Origin of the sequence: Mycetocola saprophilus (genome assembly GCF_000718085.1) — a bacterium.
In the GTDB taxonomy this organism is placed as follows: Bacteria; Actinomycetota; Actinomycetes; order Actinomycetales; family Microbacteriaceae; genus Mycetocola; species Mycetocola saprophilus.
In genome coordinates, this window is sequence record NZ_JOEC01000002.1 from 168,638 (window position 1) to 185,587 (window position 16,950).

Consider the following 16,950-nt stretch of genomic DNA (forward strand, 5'->3'; position numbering starts at 1 on the left):
TCGAGGAATTCGACCCCATCAGAACGGCTGCCCATCATCACCAGGAAGATACGAACCATCCTGCGGCTGCCCATTGAACGACGGAGAAGCCGATGCCCACGGTTCATCAGCCGCCGAACGGGCCGCGGCGCCACCCTGGCCAGCCGGCACCCGAGACACCTGAGCGGTCGCGTACCGAAGCGACGGACCGATCTCGTCCACCTCAAGCTCAATCGCGGTGCGCTTCGCCCCGTCCTTGTCCTCGTACGAACGCTGCTTGAGCCGGCCAGTCGCGATCACCCTCGACCCCTTGTGCAGCGAACCCGCGACATGCTCAGCGAACTCACGCCACACCGAAGCACGGAGGAACAGGCCCTCGCCGTCCTTCCACTCGTTCGACTGCCGGTCAAAGTTCCGCGGCGTGGACGCGATCGTGAAGTTCGCCACCGCCAGCCCGGACTGCGTGTAGCGCAACTCCGGATCCGAGGTGAGGTTACCCACCACCGTGATAATCGTTTCGCCGGCCATTACTCGCCCACCCCCGCGTCATCGATCGACACCTGCACCCGCTGCACCAGCTGCGCCACCGCGGCGATTGTCTCCGGATCCGTGTCCAACCCCCACTCGCTCAACCCAGCGAAGATCTCCTCGCCGTCGACACACAGGATCGCGGTCTTCGCGAGCGAACGGGCAAGGCTCCGCGCCTTCTCGTTAGTGATAGGCATCACATGCCCCTCTCTGCTGCCACCCGGGCAGCATCAATCTGATTTTGAGTAAAAAGAAAGCCGACCGGATCAGCCCGGACGGCCCTAGTTTTCGCGTCGAGAATGCGTTTCTCTTCGCCCTTGAAATTGATAAACCTCTCGGCATCCACCGCGGCAGGATCCCGGGACTGCAGAAACAGTTCCAACTCCTGATCCGCCGGCGACACCACCCACGACCCCGCATCCGGCCACGGCCCCACCACCGGCCCGGTCACGACGGCCGCCCCAACAACACGGCGAGCGCGAGGAACGCCTGCTGAGGCACCACCCCGTTACCGCACGCCTTCAACTGCTCAGCACGCGACAGCCCGATCTCCGGCGCGGTCACATGCCCTGCTGGCCAGCCCATCATCCACTCCGTGAGTTCAGGGTTGAGCCGGTGGCGTCCGTCTCTGCCATCAGGCCTGGTAGGGGCGGGGGCATCGCGTCCGATGACGGACCTCCATCGGTTGATCGCGGGCCAGAACTCACCCCACGTCGATGATCCAGATATCCGGCCTGCAGCATCACCTGAGTTCCCAGGTGAGTGCTCATCTCCACAGGTCGTCCCGAGGTGCTCGGGGTATCCATGTAGCTGTCCGAGGCTTTCGGTGTCGGGAGCAGCTGCACCGCTATCGCCAGGGGCGTGCCGAATCCGTTCCCATTCACTCCGGTGGCTTTCACCCGTTCCCGCCGCGCCTGCCACTGCGTCAGGTCCTCGCCGTCGTTCGGGTTTGCAGCCGCCGGAGTCGGAAGCAGCCGGGGCACATCCCGCATCTGTGGCGTGTTGCGATTCGACCCGGTGCCCCCACCCTTCCGATCCGATGCCAAGGGCGTCGGGAGCAGGAACTCCACCTCGTCCGCAAGTGTCGGCCCGTGCCCGCCCGCTTTCCGCTGATCTGGATGCTGCGCACCCCCGTTCACCGCAAGCTGCGCTGTCGGGGTCTTCAAAAGCACCTCGCCCTGCGTCCGGTTCGAATCGTCTCGCGACGCCCCCAACAGATACATCGTCTCGGTCCCAGAACCGCCCCGGGTCGCCCGCGGGGTAGGCAACGACGAAGACCCGGAACCGGCCGTGGGGAGCTCCGGCATCGGCAGCGCGTAAGCCACACCACCGTGCGTCATACCCGATACCGGCCAAGTCCCCGAGAACACGGCCGAGTGCTCGGAGAACAGGTCCATCGTGGCCGTCTCCCACAAATCCCGCACCGGGTTCCAGATCGCTATCGGATTCCGCAGCTCCGGAGAGTAGACCTCTGACATTTTCGATCACCACCATTCTGGGTTTGATAGCCGCAATCGCGGCGAGGTAGTCAGCCCACAGTCCCGAGCGGGTGCCCGGGCGCATACCGGCACGACGGCCAGCGAGGCTTAGGTCCTGGCAGGGGAACCCGCCAGTGAGGATGTCCACGCGCGGAACCGCGTTCCAGTCCACGGTGGTGATATCGCCGAAGTTCGGAATACCGGGCCACCGGTGCGCGAGCACCTTCGACGGGGCCGAATCGAACTCCACGAACCATGCCGGGCGGGCGTTGAAGAACCGTTCGGCGCCCATGTCCAGCCCGCCGACACCGGAGAACAACGAACCGATAGTCAGCCCTGTCATGATTCATCCGGCACAATACGAGTACCCGCGGGATGGCGGCCGCATTGGCATTTGCCAAGCTCGCGACGGTGGCACTCCGCGCTACCGCACTCGCCTGTTACTCCGTTGACCCTCTCGCAGTCCAAGGATCGAGAATCCAGCCGGACAGCGAGGATCTTCCGCTTCCCGATGGAGAACGGCAGCTTGGCATCAGGCACGACACCAGGCGGGGCCCACACCGTCACCCGCGTTTTGTCCGGGGTCACATACGTGAAGCGTTCATCCATGAGCTACCCCTCGTCTTCGAAACGTGGATACCCCGGCGAGCGCCGCGGTTCGGTGTGGGTGGCGAGGCTTGCCCTGACGGCTTGTTCGTGGGCGAGTCTGGCTGTACCGCAGTTCCTGCAGCGTGACATTGTTCCTCCTGGGTGTGCACGGCAGAAGGGGGAAGGTAGGGAACTGTCCAGAGGGGGTCGCGAGTGGGCTCCCTCCTCGTCTCTCCACTCCTCGCGGCCCTCTCTCTCCCACGCCCACTCTCCCTCTCTCACTCTCTCTCCCTCTCCCTCCACTACCGCGAGCGGATCGCGATTCATTCGCGAGTCGCTCGCGAGCGGGGGTGGGGGCGGGAATGTTGAGGCTTTGGCGCGGTCCACGCGGGCCAGCTGGGCCAGTTGCAGGTAGCTGCGGCGACCCACTGCGTACAGGCGTAGATATCCGATCTCTGCCAGTTCGAGCAGGTGTGTGTCCACGACGTCCTCGGTTATCGCGGAATCCAACGGCCACAGAGCCGCCTTCACCATCGCCGGAGTCGCTGACTCCCGCCCCTCGTCGTCCGTGTACAGGTGCAAGCCGATCGCTGTCAGGCGAACCTCCGGCGACAAACTCGCCAGATCCTCGTCCCGAAACAGCTCCGGCCTGATGTACCTCTGCCGGGTCATGGCCATTATTTGCAATCCCTCTGAAAATAGTTGCGAGCGCTTCCCTGAACCGTGCAGCCGGAACAACGAAACACTCTGTGAACCCTCGCCCATGAGTGAGGATGCCGAGGCTTTCCTCGGCAGTAAAAAAGGCCCGCTCGAACAGGCCACGCAAAGACGCCAACGCGGCCCGCTCGTCGCCAGCTGGACGGTCACGAACCACCATGACGACCTGGGCACCGGTGCGCATCAGACCTCGAAGCCGCGACATCTTCCACGCTCGCCCCACCTTGAGGACCGACTCATTCGGCCAATACACCGCGTACAGCATCGAGTGCGTCGGTATCGTCGTCATCGCGGATGTCTCCTTCCATTTTTCGTACGGCCTCAGCCGCGGTTAGGACCCGGAAATCCCCGGTGTCGTCGTACAGCACCCACGTGTGCTGGCCCCCGATCAGACGGCGGCCCGGCCACTGGGCAGGATCAGACCAGCGCTTCACCGCATACCCCTCGGCGAGCGCGAGTGTGGGGTTGACGGTTTTCCATCCGTGGCAGCCGGTTGTGCCGGTGCCGCAGAGCCCTTGGAGGTTGCTGGGGACGGTGTTTCCGGTTTGCCGGTTTTGGCGGTGGTCGAGGGTGATGCCGCGGCGGCCGCAGCGGACGCATTTGGTGTCGCGTTTGATCGTGATGGCGTAGGCGCGGCGGTCATCGGCGGCGGTGGGTTTGGGTGTTTTGGGTCCGATCACCGGAGGTCGGGGATCTCTGCGGCATAGAACCGCTTGAGCTCGGCGCTGATCTGCCGGGTTTCCAGTACCTCGTGGTAGGCGGTGCTGAATATCGGCCACCAGCGTTCATCGAGTGTCAGGTGGATTCGGCCGTGCGTGCCGGTTGCGATTATGTCGATCTCGCGGGACATGACCGCTGGCTGAGTGCGCCATCGGTCCCCGAGAGCGATCACACCAGCGAGGTGCCGCTGCAGCGTCTCTTCGTCCCACACGTTCCCATCGATCGTGCACACGCCCACGTGCAAGCGGATCCGGTACGGGTCCACGTTGATATCGGCGAATAGCGGAAACGATTCGGTCAGAACCGCGGCCGCGAGGAACCGGTCAGGGATGCTCGGCTGGATGCTCTGGGTCATTACCAGGAAACCTCTCGGTCAAGTGCAGACGCCACGACAACGCGATGCCCGCAAAAATAAACAAGATCGTCAGACCACCCGTGGCCTGCTGAATAAAAAACGCGAGGAACCCGGCCGCATAACACGCGACAATCCAGACCCTCACCGGTGCATCCCCAACATGAGGATCAGCGCCAAGAACCCGACATACACAACCGCGAACACGGCAAACCCGACATACACGCCGCGGCGTTCCTTTTTCGGGATCAGCGGCTCACGCGGATGCTCAACGTCACGGGCGCGACGCGGTGCCGGGCTCATGCCGCCACCTCGCTCGCCTCGGGCCACGGAGACTGCATCAACAGCGCCTCCGCATACGGGGATGCCGCATCGCCCACTCGGATATACACCTTGCGGGCCGCACCAACCTTGCGTCCGTCAATCAGGAACGTGTCCCGCGGGCGACGAGCCAGCTTGCCCGCCGCAGCCATACGCCGCGCAGCAACCTGCTGAACCGGCGCCGACCGGCCGCGCGCCGCATCATCCAAATCGACCTCCACCGGCGGATACTCACCACGGACCAAATTCGTCTCAAGCAGCACCCGGCCGCGAGACACATCCGAGGGCGTCACCGCCAACTGCAGCGTGCCCGGAACCAAATCCACACCCGGGATGAACGCGACCTCCACATCAGACCGGCCCACGATGTGCTTGTGCACAGTCCTCCTGAAATAGTTGGCATTCTGCAACAGCCACAGCACTGCCTCACGCGGCACCACAAACTCCGGCCCCGGGATCGCCGCAAGGTGCGGCGTCGTGACGGTAACTGGCACTCGCACCCGGTGAACTGCGAACGCATCCGCCGCGACCATCACCAGCTGCCCGCCATGCAACCGCCAAAGCGCGCCCCGCATAACCGGGGCCGCCTCGCTACTCTCGATCGCCGCCACCATCGCGGCCGCCGCCCACCGGGCAGCACCAGCTTCGATCGTGAAACGGACGATGCTATCCTTTTTCTGAATCATCAACCTGTCCTTTCAGGTATCGAGCGCCCCGTTCCCGCGGGGCGTTCTTCATTTGTTGGATCGTTTATCCTGCTGTGGGCAGCCACTCAACCGCCCGGTTCACGGGCGCTCCGCGCGGGCTCGGCGAACGGGCAGTGCCCGCTTGCCACTCAGTAGCCGGGCGGCCATGTACCCGGCGAGCGCGAGGGCCATGGCCCAGAGCGGCCAGAGCACGACGCCCCAAGGCTGGGGGTTTTCTCCGGCCAGCTTGTAGATCACGTTCACGATCAGCAGCACGACCAGCACCCTCGCCAGGGCGGCGGCCCAATATCGGCGTTTACGCATGTGTTCCTCCTTCCAATGCCCGGAGCGCCGGGACACAAGATCAAATAGCGCGAGCGCGCAGCAGCAGCCAGAGCCTCGAATCTCTGGGACGGGCACGCCCGCCGAACCGGTATCCTGCAGTGCCATGCCAACCCGGGATCTCCGGGGACACAGCGGCCGCCAAGTCGCCGCATCACTTCGGTGCGACCGGTACGGCCTTTTCATCCGGCGTAGCGTCCAACGCAAATCAGCCAGGCATCCCCGCGCCTCTTCGGCCTGGGGGTATGAGACTCTGTGGAATTATCTGAAACTCAGGTACAATCGCGTCTCCGGCCGCCACCCGTACCCCGGGCAGCTTTGGAAGGCGAACGCGCTTTTAGGCGCGACAAATACCCCCTCTTCAGGGGTGGCTTTCAACGACCGATTCAGTCGGTCAGGCTATGGCCGCACGCAGAGGCGGCAGTGAAGGCTACGAGGCTACGCGGTCGCGATCAGCCCAGGCTTTCAGGTCATCTTTGGTGTATCTAATGAGACGTCCGAGACGGCTGTACGCAGGTCCGATGCCAGCTGAGCGCCAGCATTCCAGGGTGTGCTTAGCCAGACCTAGGTACCAAGCTGCATCTGCAGTGTCCAGATACCTAGGCTCAATCGGGTGTGGGGCTTCGGTGGGCATCGTCATGCTGCGGCGAGCGCGGCGGAGTCGTCTACGATTTCAAACGCTTCGCCGGGGCCCAGGTTGAATGCCACGCATACTCCGACGATGAATGCGGCGGACGGCTGGCTGCCGCGTTCCACACGACCAAGGGTGCTGCGATCTACACCGATCATGCGAGCCTGGACGTCTTCGCTGGGGATGTTTCGAGTTTCCCGGAGCCGGGCGAGGAGACCTGGGCGGATGAGGAGCTTGTGCGTCATTACTATCCCTTCTTGGTGCATTCGTTCACCGTGATGATGCAAGTATGCACGGGATCGAGTGGTTAATCAACTCGTTTTGATGCATGTCTGCATCATTGCATGCGGCATCAGCGGCATCCCAAGGGATTGTTATTGATTTTGATGCAAAATTGCACCATAATGAATGCATGGACGAAACATTGCTTCACTATCTCACCGCCATGACCGGCGAGCGAAGTGCTCGCGCTATCGCCCTGCGCGCTGGCATTGACCCCAGTACGCTTACTCGACAGCTAAACAGTGCTCTGCGCCCTGAGACGGTTGTCGAGATTGCGAGGGCCTATAGTGCTCCGGTTGTCCCTGCGCTAGTCTTCGTGGGGCTGATCACCCAGGCCGAAGCTGATGCCGCAAGCGTCGCCCTGGCACTCAAGGCCGCCTCGGACCTCGAGCTCGCAAAAGAAATGGTCTCGCGCGTTGAAAGCGGCACCGCCACCGGTCAACTGACCGAGCCCGTAGAGCTTGACGAGCACGCGAATGTCGTACCCTTCCGTCAGAGTTCTGATCAACACGATCTCATGACGGTGGAGATCGACGACGTACCCTACGCCGCCACGGACGACGACGGGGGGCAGCCTGAATTCCCGAATGGATAGACGTGATCCCTGCCTACGACCCCTACCAGCACGCGCGTAAGCTCGGGGTCCAAGTAGTGCATCGCGGCATCGGTAAAGACACGGGGCGCTGGATACCCCGCTACGGCGCAATTTTCTTGCGCCCCGGCATGACAGCACGTCACGAGCGGTCCGTCCTTGCGCATGAAATCGCGCATGTAGAGTACGGACACACAGCAAGTAGTCGGAAGGCCGAGCTGTTGGCAGACTCGCGTGCAGCATCCCGCCTGGTTCTCGCTAGCGACTTTGACGAGCTCGTCAAATGGACTCAAGAGCTCCCAGAATTAGCGATTGAGCTAGGCGTCACTGAGAACATTGTTAGGGCTTACATAAGGAGTAGATAATGGCCAGGCCAACGCTCGCCCTGGGGACCTATGGCAACATCACTACCAAGCAGGTCGACGGCCACTGGGTGGCTGACGCTCGAATCCGGGACATGGACGGCAAATCCCGCCGGGTCACACGCAGCGGCTCCACAAAGGCGCGGGCCGTCAACTCCCTCAAAGAAGCATTCCGTGACCGCCTCGCACCAACCGGAACCGAACTGAGCCGCACCTCTCGTGTATCGGCGCTATCAAAGATGTGGTGGTCAGAGTACACCGAGCAACTTCATGCACCGGGAACCCTCCGCCGCTACGAGCAGGTTCTGGCCACGCATGTAGTCATCCCCCTCGGCGACCTCCGCCTGTCAGAAGTCACACCGGCGCGCGTGGATCGCCACCTAAAATCGCTCACCCGGTCGGCTGGCTACTCGTCCGCCGAGATCGCCAAGGTTCTGCTAACTGCCATGTTCAAGATGGCAGCGCGACTTGACGCCATCGACTTCAACCCCGTTGCAGCAGCCGCACCGATCGTGTCGCCCCGGCGCGAGATTACTGCGTTCACTCTCGAAGACGTCGCATGGCTGCGCACTCACTTGCGCGAATGGGATCGGGGGAAAGACAAGGCAGGTCGCATACGCACTACGGACCTCGCAGATCCAGTCGACATGTTTCTGGCTACTGGGGGTCGCCCCGGCGAGATTTTTGCAATCGACTGGACTCGAATCGAATTCGAAGGTTCGTCAACGAGAGCGGTCATCGATCAGACCATGGCAAAAGATCGACGCGGGAAATGGGTTATCCAGCCCCATACCAAGGCGAACAAGAAGCTGAGGGTGACTCTGCCTCGCTTCGCCAGCGAGATGCTGCTGCGTCGACGCATCGATTCGTACGGGGCGCTAGTTTTCCCTTCGAGCACGGGAACTCCCCGGATACCTGACAACTTTCGCACGCAATGGCATGCTGCGTTGCTCGGCACGCGATTTGAAGGTCGCCTACCCAAGGAGTTCCGGGCCACAGTCGCGACCGCATTGCGCGACAGTGTAGGTATCCAGGCTGCACAACATCAGCTTGGGCACTCTCACCTGGACACCACCGAACGCCATTATGCAGTCCCCGTCACTGACGCTCCGGACGTCTCAAGCGTGCTGGAGCAGTTCAATGTTTAGCGGTTCAATAGGCCGCCGTTTACTATCCAAAAACCCCCAGAAGTTCATAGAACTCGACGGAGCTCGAATCGGTTCCCGCGTAGGCTTGAGTCCCGATCAAGGCACAAAAAAAGACCTGTAGAGAACAGGCCAGAACGCGCATATTAGTAGCTGGAGTTCTACCATTGAACTACATTCGCGTATCGCCGCCGGAGCGTCGATTTCCCCACTCTACTAGACAACCCACGCCGCGCAAGGCGGCGCGGCGGGAACGGGTGTACGCCCGTTCCCGCGCTGCCAGGTTTTATGGGGTGACGATCGCAAATCCGGGGTCGCCCGTAGATGCCACGCCGAGCAGTGCACGCAGGACCTGCGGATCGCCCTCGATCTGGACCCCCGGTGAGGTAGCATCGCCGGCGAGAAGCTGCAGCAGACGAGGCTTGGTCACCCGCACGGTCACCGCTGTGGGGGCGATATCCTCGCTCACTCGGCGATGAATGAGTACGCCGTGGCGCAGATTCAGGCGGTGGCGTTCGTCGGAGTCGCTGATCGCCAGGTCCAGTTCAAGGGTGAGGTCCCAGGCCCGGGGTGCCTCGATCGCAATGGCCAGGGCATCCAGAATCTGGCTTACGTGGATGTACTGGGTGAGTGAGTTTGTGCCCGATCGGGTCGGCGTGCCAAAAGACCCCTCGCGCAGCTCGAGGGCACCGGCGAGATAGAAGTTTCGCCAGGTGGCATTTTCGCTACCGAAGCCGAGGCGCTCGAGCACATCGGCTAGGTCTTCGCGCGAGGGCTCATCGTGCTCATCGGCAAAGACCGCGTGTCCCAGCAGGGTGGCCGCCCAGCGGAGATCTCCCGCGTCGACGGCTTCCCGGGCAAGCTCGCGAACGCGCTCGACGCCTCCGAATGCCCGCACGTAGCGCACGGCGAGTTCCTGCGGAGGGTGGGCCCACAGATTGACGGGGTTGCCGTCAAACCAGCCCATGTAGCGCTGATAGATCGCCTTGACGTTGTGGCTCACCGATCCGTAGTAGCCGCGGGTGCTCCACTCCTGATCCAGCGCCGGGGGCAGCTGAATCAGCTCGGCAATTTCGGCCCCCTGATAGCCCAGGTTGATGTAGCGCAGGGTTTCATCGTGCAGATACGCGTAAATGTCGCGTTGGCGGCTCAGGAACTCCTGCACGCGAGCACTCTCCCAGGTGGGCCAGTGGTGCGAGGCAAATACGACATCCGAGCGGGATGCGTAGCGGTCGATCGCCTCGGTCAGGTAGCCGGCCCAGGATCGCGAGTCGCGCACAACCGCGCCGCGCAGGGTCAGAATATTGTGCAGGGTGTGGGTTGCGTTCTCGGCCAGGCACAGGGCTCGGAACTGCGGGAAATAGAAGTGGAACTCCGCCGGAGCCTCGGAATCCGGGGCCATCTGGAACTCGATGTCTACACCGTCCACGGTGAGGGTCTCACCGGTGGTGTGAATGCTCACCGTGGGAGGGATGATGCCCACCTCTCCGGTGGACGTTGTGTGGCCGAGCCCCGCGCCCACGCTGCCATGCGGTCCCCGCGGCAGGGCTGCTCCGTACATGTATCCGGCCCGGCGCGACATCGCCACACCCGCGTAGAGGTTCTCCGACACCGCGTGTTCCAGGAATCCCGCCGGCGCGATAATCTGCACCTCGCCGCGGTCCACGGCCTCGGCCGAGGTGACCCCGAGCACCCCACCAAAGTGGTCGACGTGACAGTGGGTGTAGATCACCGCTCGCACCGGTCGGTCTCCCCGGTGTGTGCGGTAGAGGTCGAGGGCGGCCGCGGCGGTTTCGGTGGAAATCAGGGGGTCGATCACGATGATTCCGGTGTCGCCCTCCACAAACGTGATGTTTGACAGGTCGAAGCCACGCACCTGATAGATGCCCTCCACCACCTCGAACAGGCCGTGCTTAGCCACCAGGGTGCTCTGTCGCCACAGGCTCTCGTGCACGGTTTCCGGGCGCTCTCCGTTGAGGAACGCGAAGCTGTCGCCGTCCCATACGACGCCTCCGGTAGCGTCCCGGATGACACAGGGATCTATTGTGCCCAGGAAGCCGCGGTCGGCGTCGGCGAAGTCGGTGTTTTCCGGGTACATGGCAGACATGCAGCAGGTCCTTTCCCGAAGGTTTAGGTGTGAATCGTGAAAACGGCAGAATCCGTGCCGCCGTGATAACGCCCAGAATAATGCGTGGAGACGGCAACGCCGGACGACACAGCGAACCACGCCAACCATTTCAGTGAGGTCACGGTCGAGTGGCGGAGCGCTCGAGTCTGCGCGATAGTATGGGCCACGTGCTGCTCTCCGACCGTGATATCAAAGCCCAGATCAACGCCAACCGCATTGGCCTCGAGCCGTTTGCGCCCGAGCTGGTTCAGCCCTCGAGCGTGGATGTGCGCCTCGACCGCTTCTTCCGGCTGTTCGACAACCACAAGTACTCCTACATCGATCCCTCCGAGGAGCAGTCGGAGCTGACCCGGATGGTCGAGACCGACCCCAACGAGCCCTTCATCCTGCACCCGGGTGAGTTTGTGCTCGGGGCCACCTATGAGCGGGTCACCCTGCCCAACGACATTGCCGCGCGCCTCGAGGGGAAGTCCTCGCTGGGTCGGTTGGGTCTGCTGACCCACTCCACCGCGGGCTTCATCGACCCCGGTTTCACCGGCCACGTGACCCTGGAACTGGCCAACGTCGCCAACCTCCCGATCCGCCTGTGGCCCGGCATGAAGATCGGCCAGCTGTGCTTCTTCCAGCTGACCTCGGAGACCGAGAACCCCTACGGTTCGGCGACCGCCGGTTCGCACTACCAGGGTCAGCGTGGGCCGACCGCCTCGCGCTCGTTCCAGAACTTCAAGCGCACGGACATTTCCGAGACCAGCCAGGGCGCGCTCGGCGCCTAGTCGTTCCGGCCCCACGGCAATCGCCCCACCATTCAGGTGGGGCGATTGCCGTTTTTGCGATTAGGCGTCGAGCTGTTCGAGCTGTTCAACCAGCCACGGGCTGATCGACCAGGGGGCGATTTTGGCCAGCTGGGCGAGATCCGCGGGCTCAACCCAGCGGTACTCGGCCACCTCGTCGGGGTTGGGCACCAGGTCCGAGGAGAGCGTGGCGGAGAAGACCGGGCAGATCTCGTACTCGACGATGCCGCTGGCATCCACCGCGCGGTAGCGGAAGTCGGGCAGCAGCGGGGTGATGCCGGTGACCGTGGTGCCCAGCTCATCGGCCGCGCGGCGCGAAATCGCCGACTCGAAGGACTCCCCGGGGGCCGGATGTCCGCAGAACGCGTTGGTCCAGACGCCGGGCCAGGCGACCTTGCTCAGCGCGCGCCGGGTCAGCAGAATTCGGCCCTGCTCATCGGTGATGTGGCAGGAGAACGCGAGGTGCAGCCGGGTGTTGTGATCGTGCACCTCGGCCTTATCGGCGATGCCGATCGGTTCGCCGTCCTCGGACAGCAGCTGCACGTACTCGCGGTTTGACATACCCCTATTCTCGCTGGTCACGGCTCGGCGCGCGAATGCCGCACGATCGCTATGTAAGCGACTGGACCGGGGGCTATCGGACCGACTGCGGCAGGCGCACCGGAATCATCAGCGCGAGGCCCAGGGCGATCACCAGGATCAGGCCCAGGATGCCGAAGTACTGCGCGCCGCCCAGCGTGACCGCGATCCCGAAGGCGGCCGGGGCGATGAAGGAAACCGCGCGGCCGGTGGTGGCGTAGAGCCCAAACAGCTCGCCCTCCTTACCCGGCGGGATGATGCGTGCCAGGAAGGACCGCGAGGCCGACTGAGCCGGCCCCACAAACGCGGCCAGGCCCAGGCCGAAGATCCAGAAGACAGTGTGGCCGCCATCGTGGAGCACAAACACCACCACGCCGAAGGTCACCAGCCCGATCAGCGCGGCCATGATGACCGTGCGCGGACCGAAGCGATCATCCAGCCGGCCCGAGGCGATCGTGACCACGCCCGCGACCACGTTGGCGGCGATCCCGAACAGGATCACGTCGCCCCCGCTGAACCCGAAGGTTCCCACGGCCAGGACCCCGGCGAAGGTGAAGACGCCGGCCAGGCCGTCGCGGAAAATGGCGCTGGCGATCAGGAAGCGCGCGGTGGTCCGATCATCACGCCAGAGACCCACCAGGTCCCGGCCGAGCTTCTTATAGGAGCCGAGGATGCCGATCTTGGCGCCCGGGGCCGCGGTTCCCGGGGCCTCGGGGATGACCCGGAGCACCGGGATGGCCGAGAGGCCGAGCCAGGCGGCGGCGATTAGCATCGAGACGCGGACGTCCCAGCCGTTCTCCGAGGTGATGCCGAAGATCCCCACATCGGGTCCGATCAGGCTCACATAGAGGATGACCAGCAGCACGATGCCGGCGATGTACCCCAGGCCCCAGCCGAAGCCGGAGATTTTGCCGATCGTGGCCGGGGTGGAGATCTGGCCGAGCATCGCGTTGTAGTTCACCGAGGCGAACTCGAAGAAGATGTTTCCGGCGGCGAGCAGGAACAGTCCGAGCCACAGCAGGTCGGGTTCCGGGGCGACAAAGGCCAGGCCCGCGGTTGCGGCGACCACCAGGTAGGTGTTGACGCCGAGCCAGAACTTGCGGCGACCGCTGCGGTCGGCACGCTGTCCGGTGACCGGTGCCAGGAGCGCGATGATCACGCCGGCCCCCGAGATCCACCAGGACAGCTGTGCGGAGACGTGGGCCTCGCCGCCGAACGCGGGGGTCCGGGTGAGGTAGGTGGTGAAGACGAAGGTGGTCACCACGGCGTTGAAGGCGGCCGAGCCCCAGTCCCACATTCCCCACGCTAAAACCGGCTTGGAGAGCAGCCGAGGTTCGGGGGAGGGGGTGCGCAGGGCAGAGGTCATGGCCCCAGGGTACTGCCCCCAGGCGAATCAATGGCAACCAATTTGTAAACCGATGGGGTGACGGCGGGTGCGGTGCCCCTCCGAGGCGCTAATCGCGCAGCGGACGTCCCTCGGCGTCATTGTTAAACGCGCGGGCGCGGGCCAGGATCATGATGCCCTCGATCAGGCCCCAGAGCGCGGCGGTGCCGAAGGTCACGATGGTGGCGGCGATCTGCAACAGACCGATGCCGATGTACCCCAGGTAGAAGCGGTGCACGCCGATCGAGCCAAGGAAGATGCCGAGCAGTCCCGCGGTGAGGCGGCTCTTGGCGGCCGGGTCGTAGGGGGCGTAGCCGGCCGGGTAGCCGGAGGCGCCCTGCTGGGGATAGCCGGACGGTGCACCGGGTGCACCCTGCTGCGGGTAAGCGCCCGCGGTGCCCTGCTGGCCGTAGCCGGGGGTGCCCGGGGCTGCCGGGTAGCCAGCGGCGGGGGCCGGGTTCGTGGGGACCTGACCGGTCAGCGGCGCCGGAAAGTGCGGCAGCGCGCGCGACGGGTCGGTGTCGGCGGGGATTTCTGACGCCGCCGCCGAGGTCTCGGGTGCGGCATCCTGGGGCTGGGCGGTGTGATCCGCGCCCGTGGGATCGGTCGTACTCATGACTCCAGGGTACGCGAGGGTCCGTCATTTTTGACGTAGCGACGGGGATTTTGCCGCCGAAACCCAAAGTTGAGTCGTGAAGGCTCAACATTTCCTGAGAGCGGCTTGACACCGGTATTGCGTTGGGTAAACTTGAGCCTAGGCAACTCAACTATGGGATTGCCGCCGACTTCGGGTTCGGTTACCCGGACCCGGGACCAGTTCACGGTATTCGCCCTTCCGGGCGAGAACGAAGGAGAAAACACATGGCACGTGCAGTAGGCATTGACCTCGGTACCACCAACTCGGTGGTCTCGGTCCTCGAAGGTGGCGAGCCCACCGTTATCGCCAACGCCGAGGGTGCTCGCACCACCCCGTCCGTTGTTGCATTCACCAAGGATGGCGAGGTGCTCGTCGGTGACACCGCCAAGCGCCAGGCCGTCACCAACGTTGACCGCACCCTCGCGTCGGTCAAGCGTCACATGGGTACCAACTGGACCTTCGACGTTGATGGCAAGAAGTACACCCCGCAGGAGGTGTCCGCTCGTATCCTCGCGAAGCTGAAGCGCGACGCCGAGCAGTACCTGGGCGACACCGTCACCGACGCCGTCATCACCGTTCCCGCCTACTTCAACGACGCCGAGCGTCAGGCCACCAAGGAGGCCGGTGAGATCGCGGGCCTCAACGTGCTCCGCATCATCAACGAGCCCACCGCTGCCGCCCTGGCCTACGGCCTGGACAAGGGTAAGGAAGACGAGCTCATCCTGGTCTTCGACCTCGGTGGTGGAACTTTCGACGTTTCCCTCCTTGAGGTGGGTAAGGACGACGACTTCTCGACCATTCAGGTCCGCGCGACCTCCGGTGACAACCGCCTCGGTGGAGACGACTGGGACCAGCGCGTGGTTGACCACCTGGTCAAGAAGTTCAAGGAGACCACCGGCGTCGACGTCTCGAACGACAAGATCGCGCTGCAGCGTCTGAAGGAAGCGGCCGAGCAGGCAAAGAAGGAGCTCAGCTCCTCGATGTCCACCTCGATCCAGCTCCCCTACCTCTCGCTGACCGAGTCGGGCCCCGCCAACCTGGACGAGACCCTGACCCGCGCGCAGTTCGAGAACATGACCAAGGACCTGCTGGACCGCACCAAGAAGCCGTTCCAGGACGTCATCCGCGAGGCCGGCGTCAAGGTTTCCGACATCGCTCACGTGGTGCTCGTTGGTGGATCGACCCGTATGCCGGCCGTGGCCGAGCTGGTCAAGGCCGAGATCGGTCGCGACGCCAACAAGGGTGTTAACCCGGATGAGGTTGTGGCCGTCGGTGCCGCCCTGCAGGCAGGTGTGCTGAAGGGTGAGCGCAAGGACGTTCTGCTGATCGACGTGACCCCCCTGAGCCTCGGTATCGAGACCAAGGGTGGCATGATGACCAAGCTGATCGAGCGCAACACCGCGATCCCGACCAAGCGCAGCGAGACCTTCACCACCGCCGATGACAACCAGCCCTCGGTGGCCATCCAGATCTTCCAGGGTGAGCGCGAGTTCACCCGGGACAACAAGAACCTGGGTACCTTCGAGCTGACCGGTATCGCACCGGCACCGCGCGGCATGCCGCAGATCGAGGTCACCTTCGACATCGACGCCAACGGTATCGTCCAGGTGTCCGCCAAGGACAAGGGCACCGGCACCGAGCAGAAGATCACCATCTCGGGTGGATCGTCGCTGTCCAAGGAAGACATCGAGCGCATGGTTCGTGAGGGCGAGGAGCACGCCGCCGAGGACGCCAAGCGTCGCGAGCAGGCCGAGACCCGTAACTCCGCCGAGCAGCTGGCCTACTCGATCGACAAGCTGATCAAGGACAACGAGGACAAGCTGCCCGAGGACGTCAAGAACGAGGTTCAGGGCGACGTTGACGCGCTGAAGTCCGCTCTGGCCGGCGAGGACGAGGACGCGGTCAAGACCGCCTTTGACAAGCTGAACGAGTCGCAGGCCAAGCTGGGCGAGGCCATCTACGCCCAGAGCCAGGCCGAGGCCGCGGCGGCCGAGGGCGCCCCGGCAGCAGCCGAGTCCGACGAGGACGTGGTTGACGCCGAGGTTATCGAGGACGACGAGTCGGAGAAGAAGTAACAACATGACCGAACAGAACCCCACTCCCGAAAACGAAGAGCCCACCACGGGCACCGAGTCCGGCGAGCACGGTTCGACCCAGGAACCGGGGGCCGCTGAGGCCCCCGGTTTCGGGGCATCCGAGGATGCTCCCGAGGTCGAGTCCGATGCCCAGGCTGAGGCCGGGTCCGACGAGATCTCCGATGAGGAACTGGCCGTGCTGTCGGGTCAGGTTTCCGCCGACGAGATCCTTGCCGACCTGCAGCGGGTGAACGCCGAATACGCGAACTACCGCAAGCGCACCGAGGCAAACCGCGGCATCGAGAAGGAGCGCACCGTGGGTGCCGTTCTGACCTCGCTGCTGCCGGTCCTGGACGATCTGGATCGCGCCGCCAAGCACGGTGACCTCACCGAGGGATCCGCGTTTGCGCTGCTCGCCGAGAAGCTGCGCGGCACCGTCGAGAAGATGGGTCTGACCTCCTTCGCGGCCGTCGGTGAGGTCTTTGACCCCAACCGTCACGACGCGATCTTCCAGCAGCCCAGCGCCGATGTCACGGTGGACACCGTGGCCGACGTGGTCGAGACCGGCTACCTCATTGGTGAAACCCTGTTGCGCCCCGCCAAGGTGGTCGTCCAGGTTCCTGCGGAGTAACC

Annotated in this window: 22 protein-coding genes; 6 read left to right on the forward strand and 16 right to left on the reverse strand. The window is 63.9% G+C overall.

The features are described from left to right. Window positions 1-18: 18 nt before the first annotated feature. The 12 genes from IE92_RS0106550 to IE92_RS17785 all read right to left on the reverse strand — a co-directional run bounded on the left by IE92_RS0106550 (window position 19) and on the right by IE92_RS17785 (window position 6,587). Window positions 19-507: a single-stranded DNA-binding protein gene (locus IE92_RS0106550; protein WP_030147706.1), complete on the reverse strand. Its 489-nt coding sequence runs from the start codon at window positions 505-507 to the stop codon at window positions 19-21. Next, complete coding sequence (locus tag IE92_RS0106555) at window positions 507-704, reverse strand: hypothetical protein (RefSeq protein WP_030147707.1); 198 nt, start codon at window positions 702-704, stop codon at window positions 507-509. The genes IE92_RS0106550 and IE92_RS0106555 overlap by 1 nt, the downstream gene beginning before the upstream one ends. Continuing rightward, a complete protein-coding gene (locus tag IE92_RS0106560; protein WP_030147708.1) occupies window positions 704-958 on the reverse strand; it encodes a hypothetical protein in 255 nt (84 codons plus the stop codon). The genes IE92_RS0106555 and IE92_RS0106560 overlap by 1 nt, the downstream gene beginning before the upstream one ends. After that, window positions 955-2,328 (reverse strand): DNA cytosine methyltransferase, encoded by a 1,374-nt coding sequence (locus tag IE92_RS19145; RefSeq protein WP_211250766.1) that lies wholly within the window; start codon window positions 2,326-2,328, stop codon window positions 955-957. Before IE92_RS19145 ends, IE92_RS0106560 begins: the two co-directional genes overlap by 4 nt. A gap of 269 nt (window positions 2,329-2,597) precedes the next feature. After that, complete coding sequence (locus IE92_RS17215) at window positions 2,598-3,251, reverse strand: hypothetical protein (RefSeq protein WP_156027439.1); 654 nt, start codon at window positions 3,249-3,251, stop codon at window positions 2,598-2,600. Window positions 3,252-3,526: 275 nt separating this feature from the next. Beyond that, window positions 3,527-3,970, reverse strand: a complete 444-nt coding sequence (locus IE92_RS17220) for an HNH endonuclease signature motif containing protein (protein WP_051701738.1) — start codon at window positions 3,968-3,970, stop codon at window positions 3,527-3,529. After that, complete coding sequence (locus IE92_RS0106585) at window positions 3,967-4,365, reverse strand: hypothetical protein (protein ID WP_030147710.1); 399 nt, start codon at window positions 4,363-4,365, stop codon at window positions 3,967-3,969. The genes IE92_RS17220 and IE92_RS0106585 overlap by 4 nt, the downstream gene beginning before the upstream one ends. A 141-nt stretch (window positions 4,366-4,506) precedes the next feature. Further along, the gene (locus IE92_RS18250; protein ID WP_156027440.1) at window positions 4,507-4,665 is read right to left on the reverse strand and encodes a hypothetical protein; all 159 of its coding nucleotides are present in this window, start codon (window positions 4,663-4,665) and stop codon (window positions 4,507-4,509) included. Continuing rightward, complete coding sequence (locus tag IE92_RS0106595) at window positions 4,662-5,369, reverse strand: hypothetical protein (RefSeq protein WP_030147711.1); 708 nt, start codon at window positions 5,367-5,369, stop codon at window positions 4,662-4,664. The genes IE92_RS18250 and IE92_RS0106595 overlap by 4 nt, the downstream gene beginning before the upstream one ends. 99 nt (window positions 5,370-5,468) lie before the next feature. Continuing rightward, window positions 5,469-5,693, reverse strand: a complete 225-nt coding sequence (locus IE92_RS0106600) for a hypothetical protein (RefSeq protein WP_030147712.1) — start codon at window positions 5,691-5,693, stop codon at window positions 5,469-5,471. A 448-nt stretch (window positions 5,694-6,141) separates the two neighbouring features. Continuing rightward, window positions 6,142-6,351 carry a helix-turn-helix domain-containing protein gene (locus tag IE92_RS19150; RefSeq protein WP_081863985.1) on the reverse strand — a complete coding sequence of 70 codons (210 nt, stop codon included), beginning with the start codon at window positions 6,349-6,351 and terminating at the stop codon, window positions 6,142-6,144. Then, on the reverse strand, window positions 6,348-6,587 hold the full coding sequence (locus tag IE92_RS17785) for a helix-turn-helix domain-containing protein (RefSeq protein ID WP_030149753.1): 240 nt from the start codon (window positions 6,585-6,587) through the stop codon (window positions 6,348-6,350). Before IE92_RS17785 ends, IE92_RS19150 begins: the two co-directional genes overlap by 4 nt. Before the next feature lie 83 nt (window positions 6,588-6,670). Between IE92_RS17785 and IE92_RS0106610 the strand changes: the two genes are divergently transcribed. Genes IE92_RS0106610 through IE92_RS0106620 form a run of 3 tightly spaced genes read left to right on the forward strand, consistent with a single transcriptional unit; the run spans window position 6,671 to window position 8,726 of the window. Further along, a complete protein-coding gene (locus tag IE92_RS0106610; protein WP_156027442.1) occupies window positions 6,671-7,219 on the forward strand; it encodes a hypothetical protein in 549 nt (182 codons plus the stop codon). Between the two features lie 2 nt (window positions 7,220-7,221). Continuing rightward, window positions 7,222-7,581, forward strand: a complete 360-nt coding sequence (locus IE92_RS19155) for an ImmA/IrrE family metallo-endopeptidase (protein WP_043321622.1) — start codon at window positions 7,222-7,224, stop codon at window positions 7,579-7,581. After that, window positions 7,581-8,726 carry a site-specific integrase gene (locus tag IE92_RS0106620; protein WP_030147715.1) on the forward strand — a complete coding sequence of 382 codons (1,146 nt, stop codon included), beginning with the start codon at window positions 7,581-7,583 and terminating at the stop codon, window positions 8,724-8,726. Before IE92_RS19155 ends, IE92_RS0106620 begins: the two co-directional genes overlap by 1 nt. 283 nt (window positions 8,727-9,009) lie before the next feature. Here IE92_RS0106620 and IE92_RS0106625 read toward each other — a convergent pair whose 3' ends face one another. Next, window positions 9,010-10,830 (reverse strand): alkyl/aryl-sulfatase, encoded by a 1,821-nt coding sequence (locus IE92_RS0106625; protein ID WP_081863984.1) that lies wholly within the window; start codon window positions 10,828-10,830, stop codon window positions 9,010-9,012. A gap of 188 nt (window positions 10,831-11,018) precedes the next feature. On the opposite strand from IE92_RS0106625, the gene dcd reads away from it, so the two are divergent. Next, complete coding sequence (dcd, locus tag IE92_RS0106630) at window positions 11,019-11,624, forward strand: dCTP deaminase (protein WP_030147717.1); 606 nt, start codon at window positions 11,019-11,021, stop codon at window positions 11,622-11,624. Between the two features lie 60 nt (window positions 11,625-11,684). On the opposite strand, the gene idi is transcribed toward dcd, so the two are convergent. The 3 genes from idi to IE92_RS17225 form a co-directional block, all read right to left on the reverse strand. Next, the gene (idi, locus tag IE92_RS0106635) at window positions 11,685-12,203 is read right to left on the reverse strand and encodes an isopentenyl-diphosphate Delta-isomerase (protein ID WP_030147718.1); all 519 of its coding nucleotides are present in this window, start codon (window positions 12,201-12,203) and stop codon (window positions 11,685-11,687) included. A gap of 73 nt (window positions 12,204-12,276) precedes the next feature. After that, window positions 12,277-13,587, reverse strand: coding sequence for an MFS transporter (locus IE92_RS0106640; RefSeq protein WP_030149751.1), 1,311 nt, complete (start codon window positions 13,585-13,587; stop codon window positions 12,277-12,279). A gap of 88 nt (window positions 13,588-13,675) precedes the next feature. Then, window positions 13,676-14,221, reverse strand: coding sequence for a TM2 domain-containing protein (locus tag IE92_RS17225; RefSeq protein WP_051701736.1), 546 nt, complete (start codon window positions 14,219-14,221; stop codon window positions 13,676-13,678). A 245-nt stretch (window positions 14,222-14,466) separates the two neighbouring features. Here IE92_RS17225 and dnaK point away from each other — a divergent pair, with 245 nt between their 5' ends. After that, on the forward strand, window positions 14,467-16,317 hold the full coding sequence (dnaK, locus tag IE92_RS0106650; RefSeq protein WP_030147721.1) for a molecular chaperone DnaK: 1,851 nt from the start codon (window positions 14,467-14,469) through the stop codon (window positions 16,315-16,317). 4 nt (window positions 16,318-16,321) lie between these two features. Further along, a complete protein-coding gene (locus IE92_RS0106655; RefSeq protein ID WP_030147722.1) occupies window positions 16,322-16,948 on the forward strand; it encodes a nucleotide exchange factor GrpE in 627 nt (208 codons plus the stop codon). The last annotated feature ends 2 nt before the right edge of the window (window positions 16,949-16,950 follow it).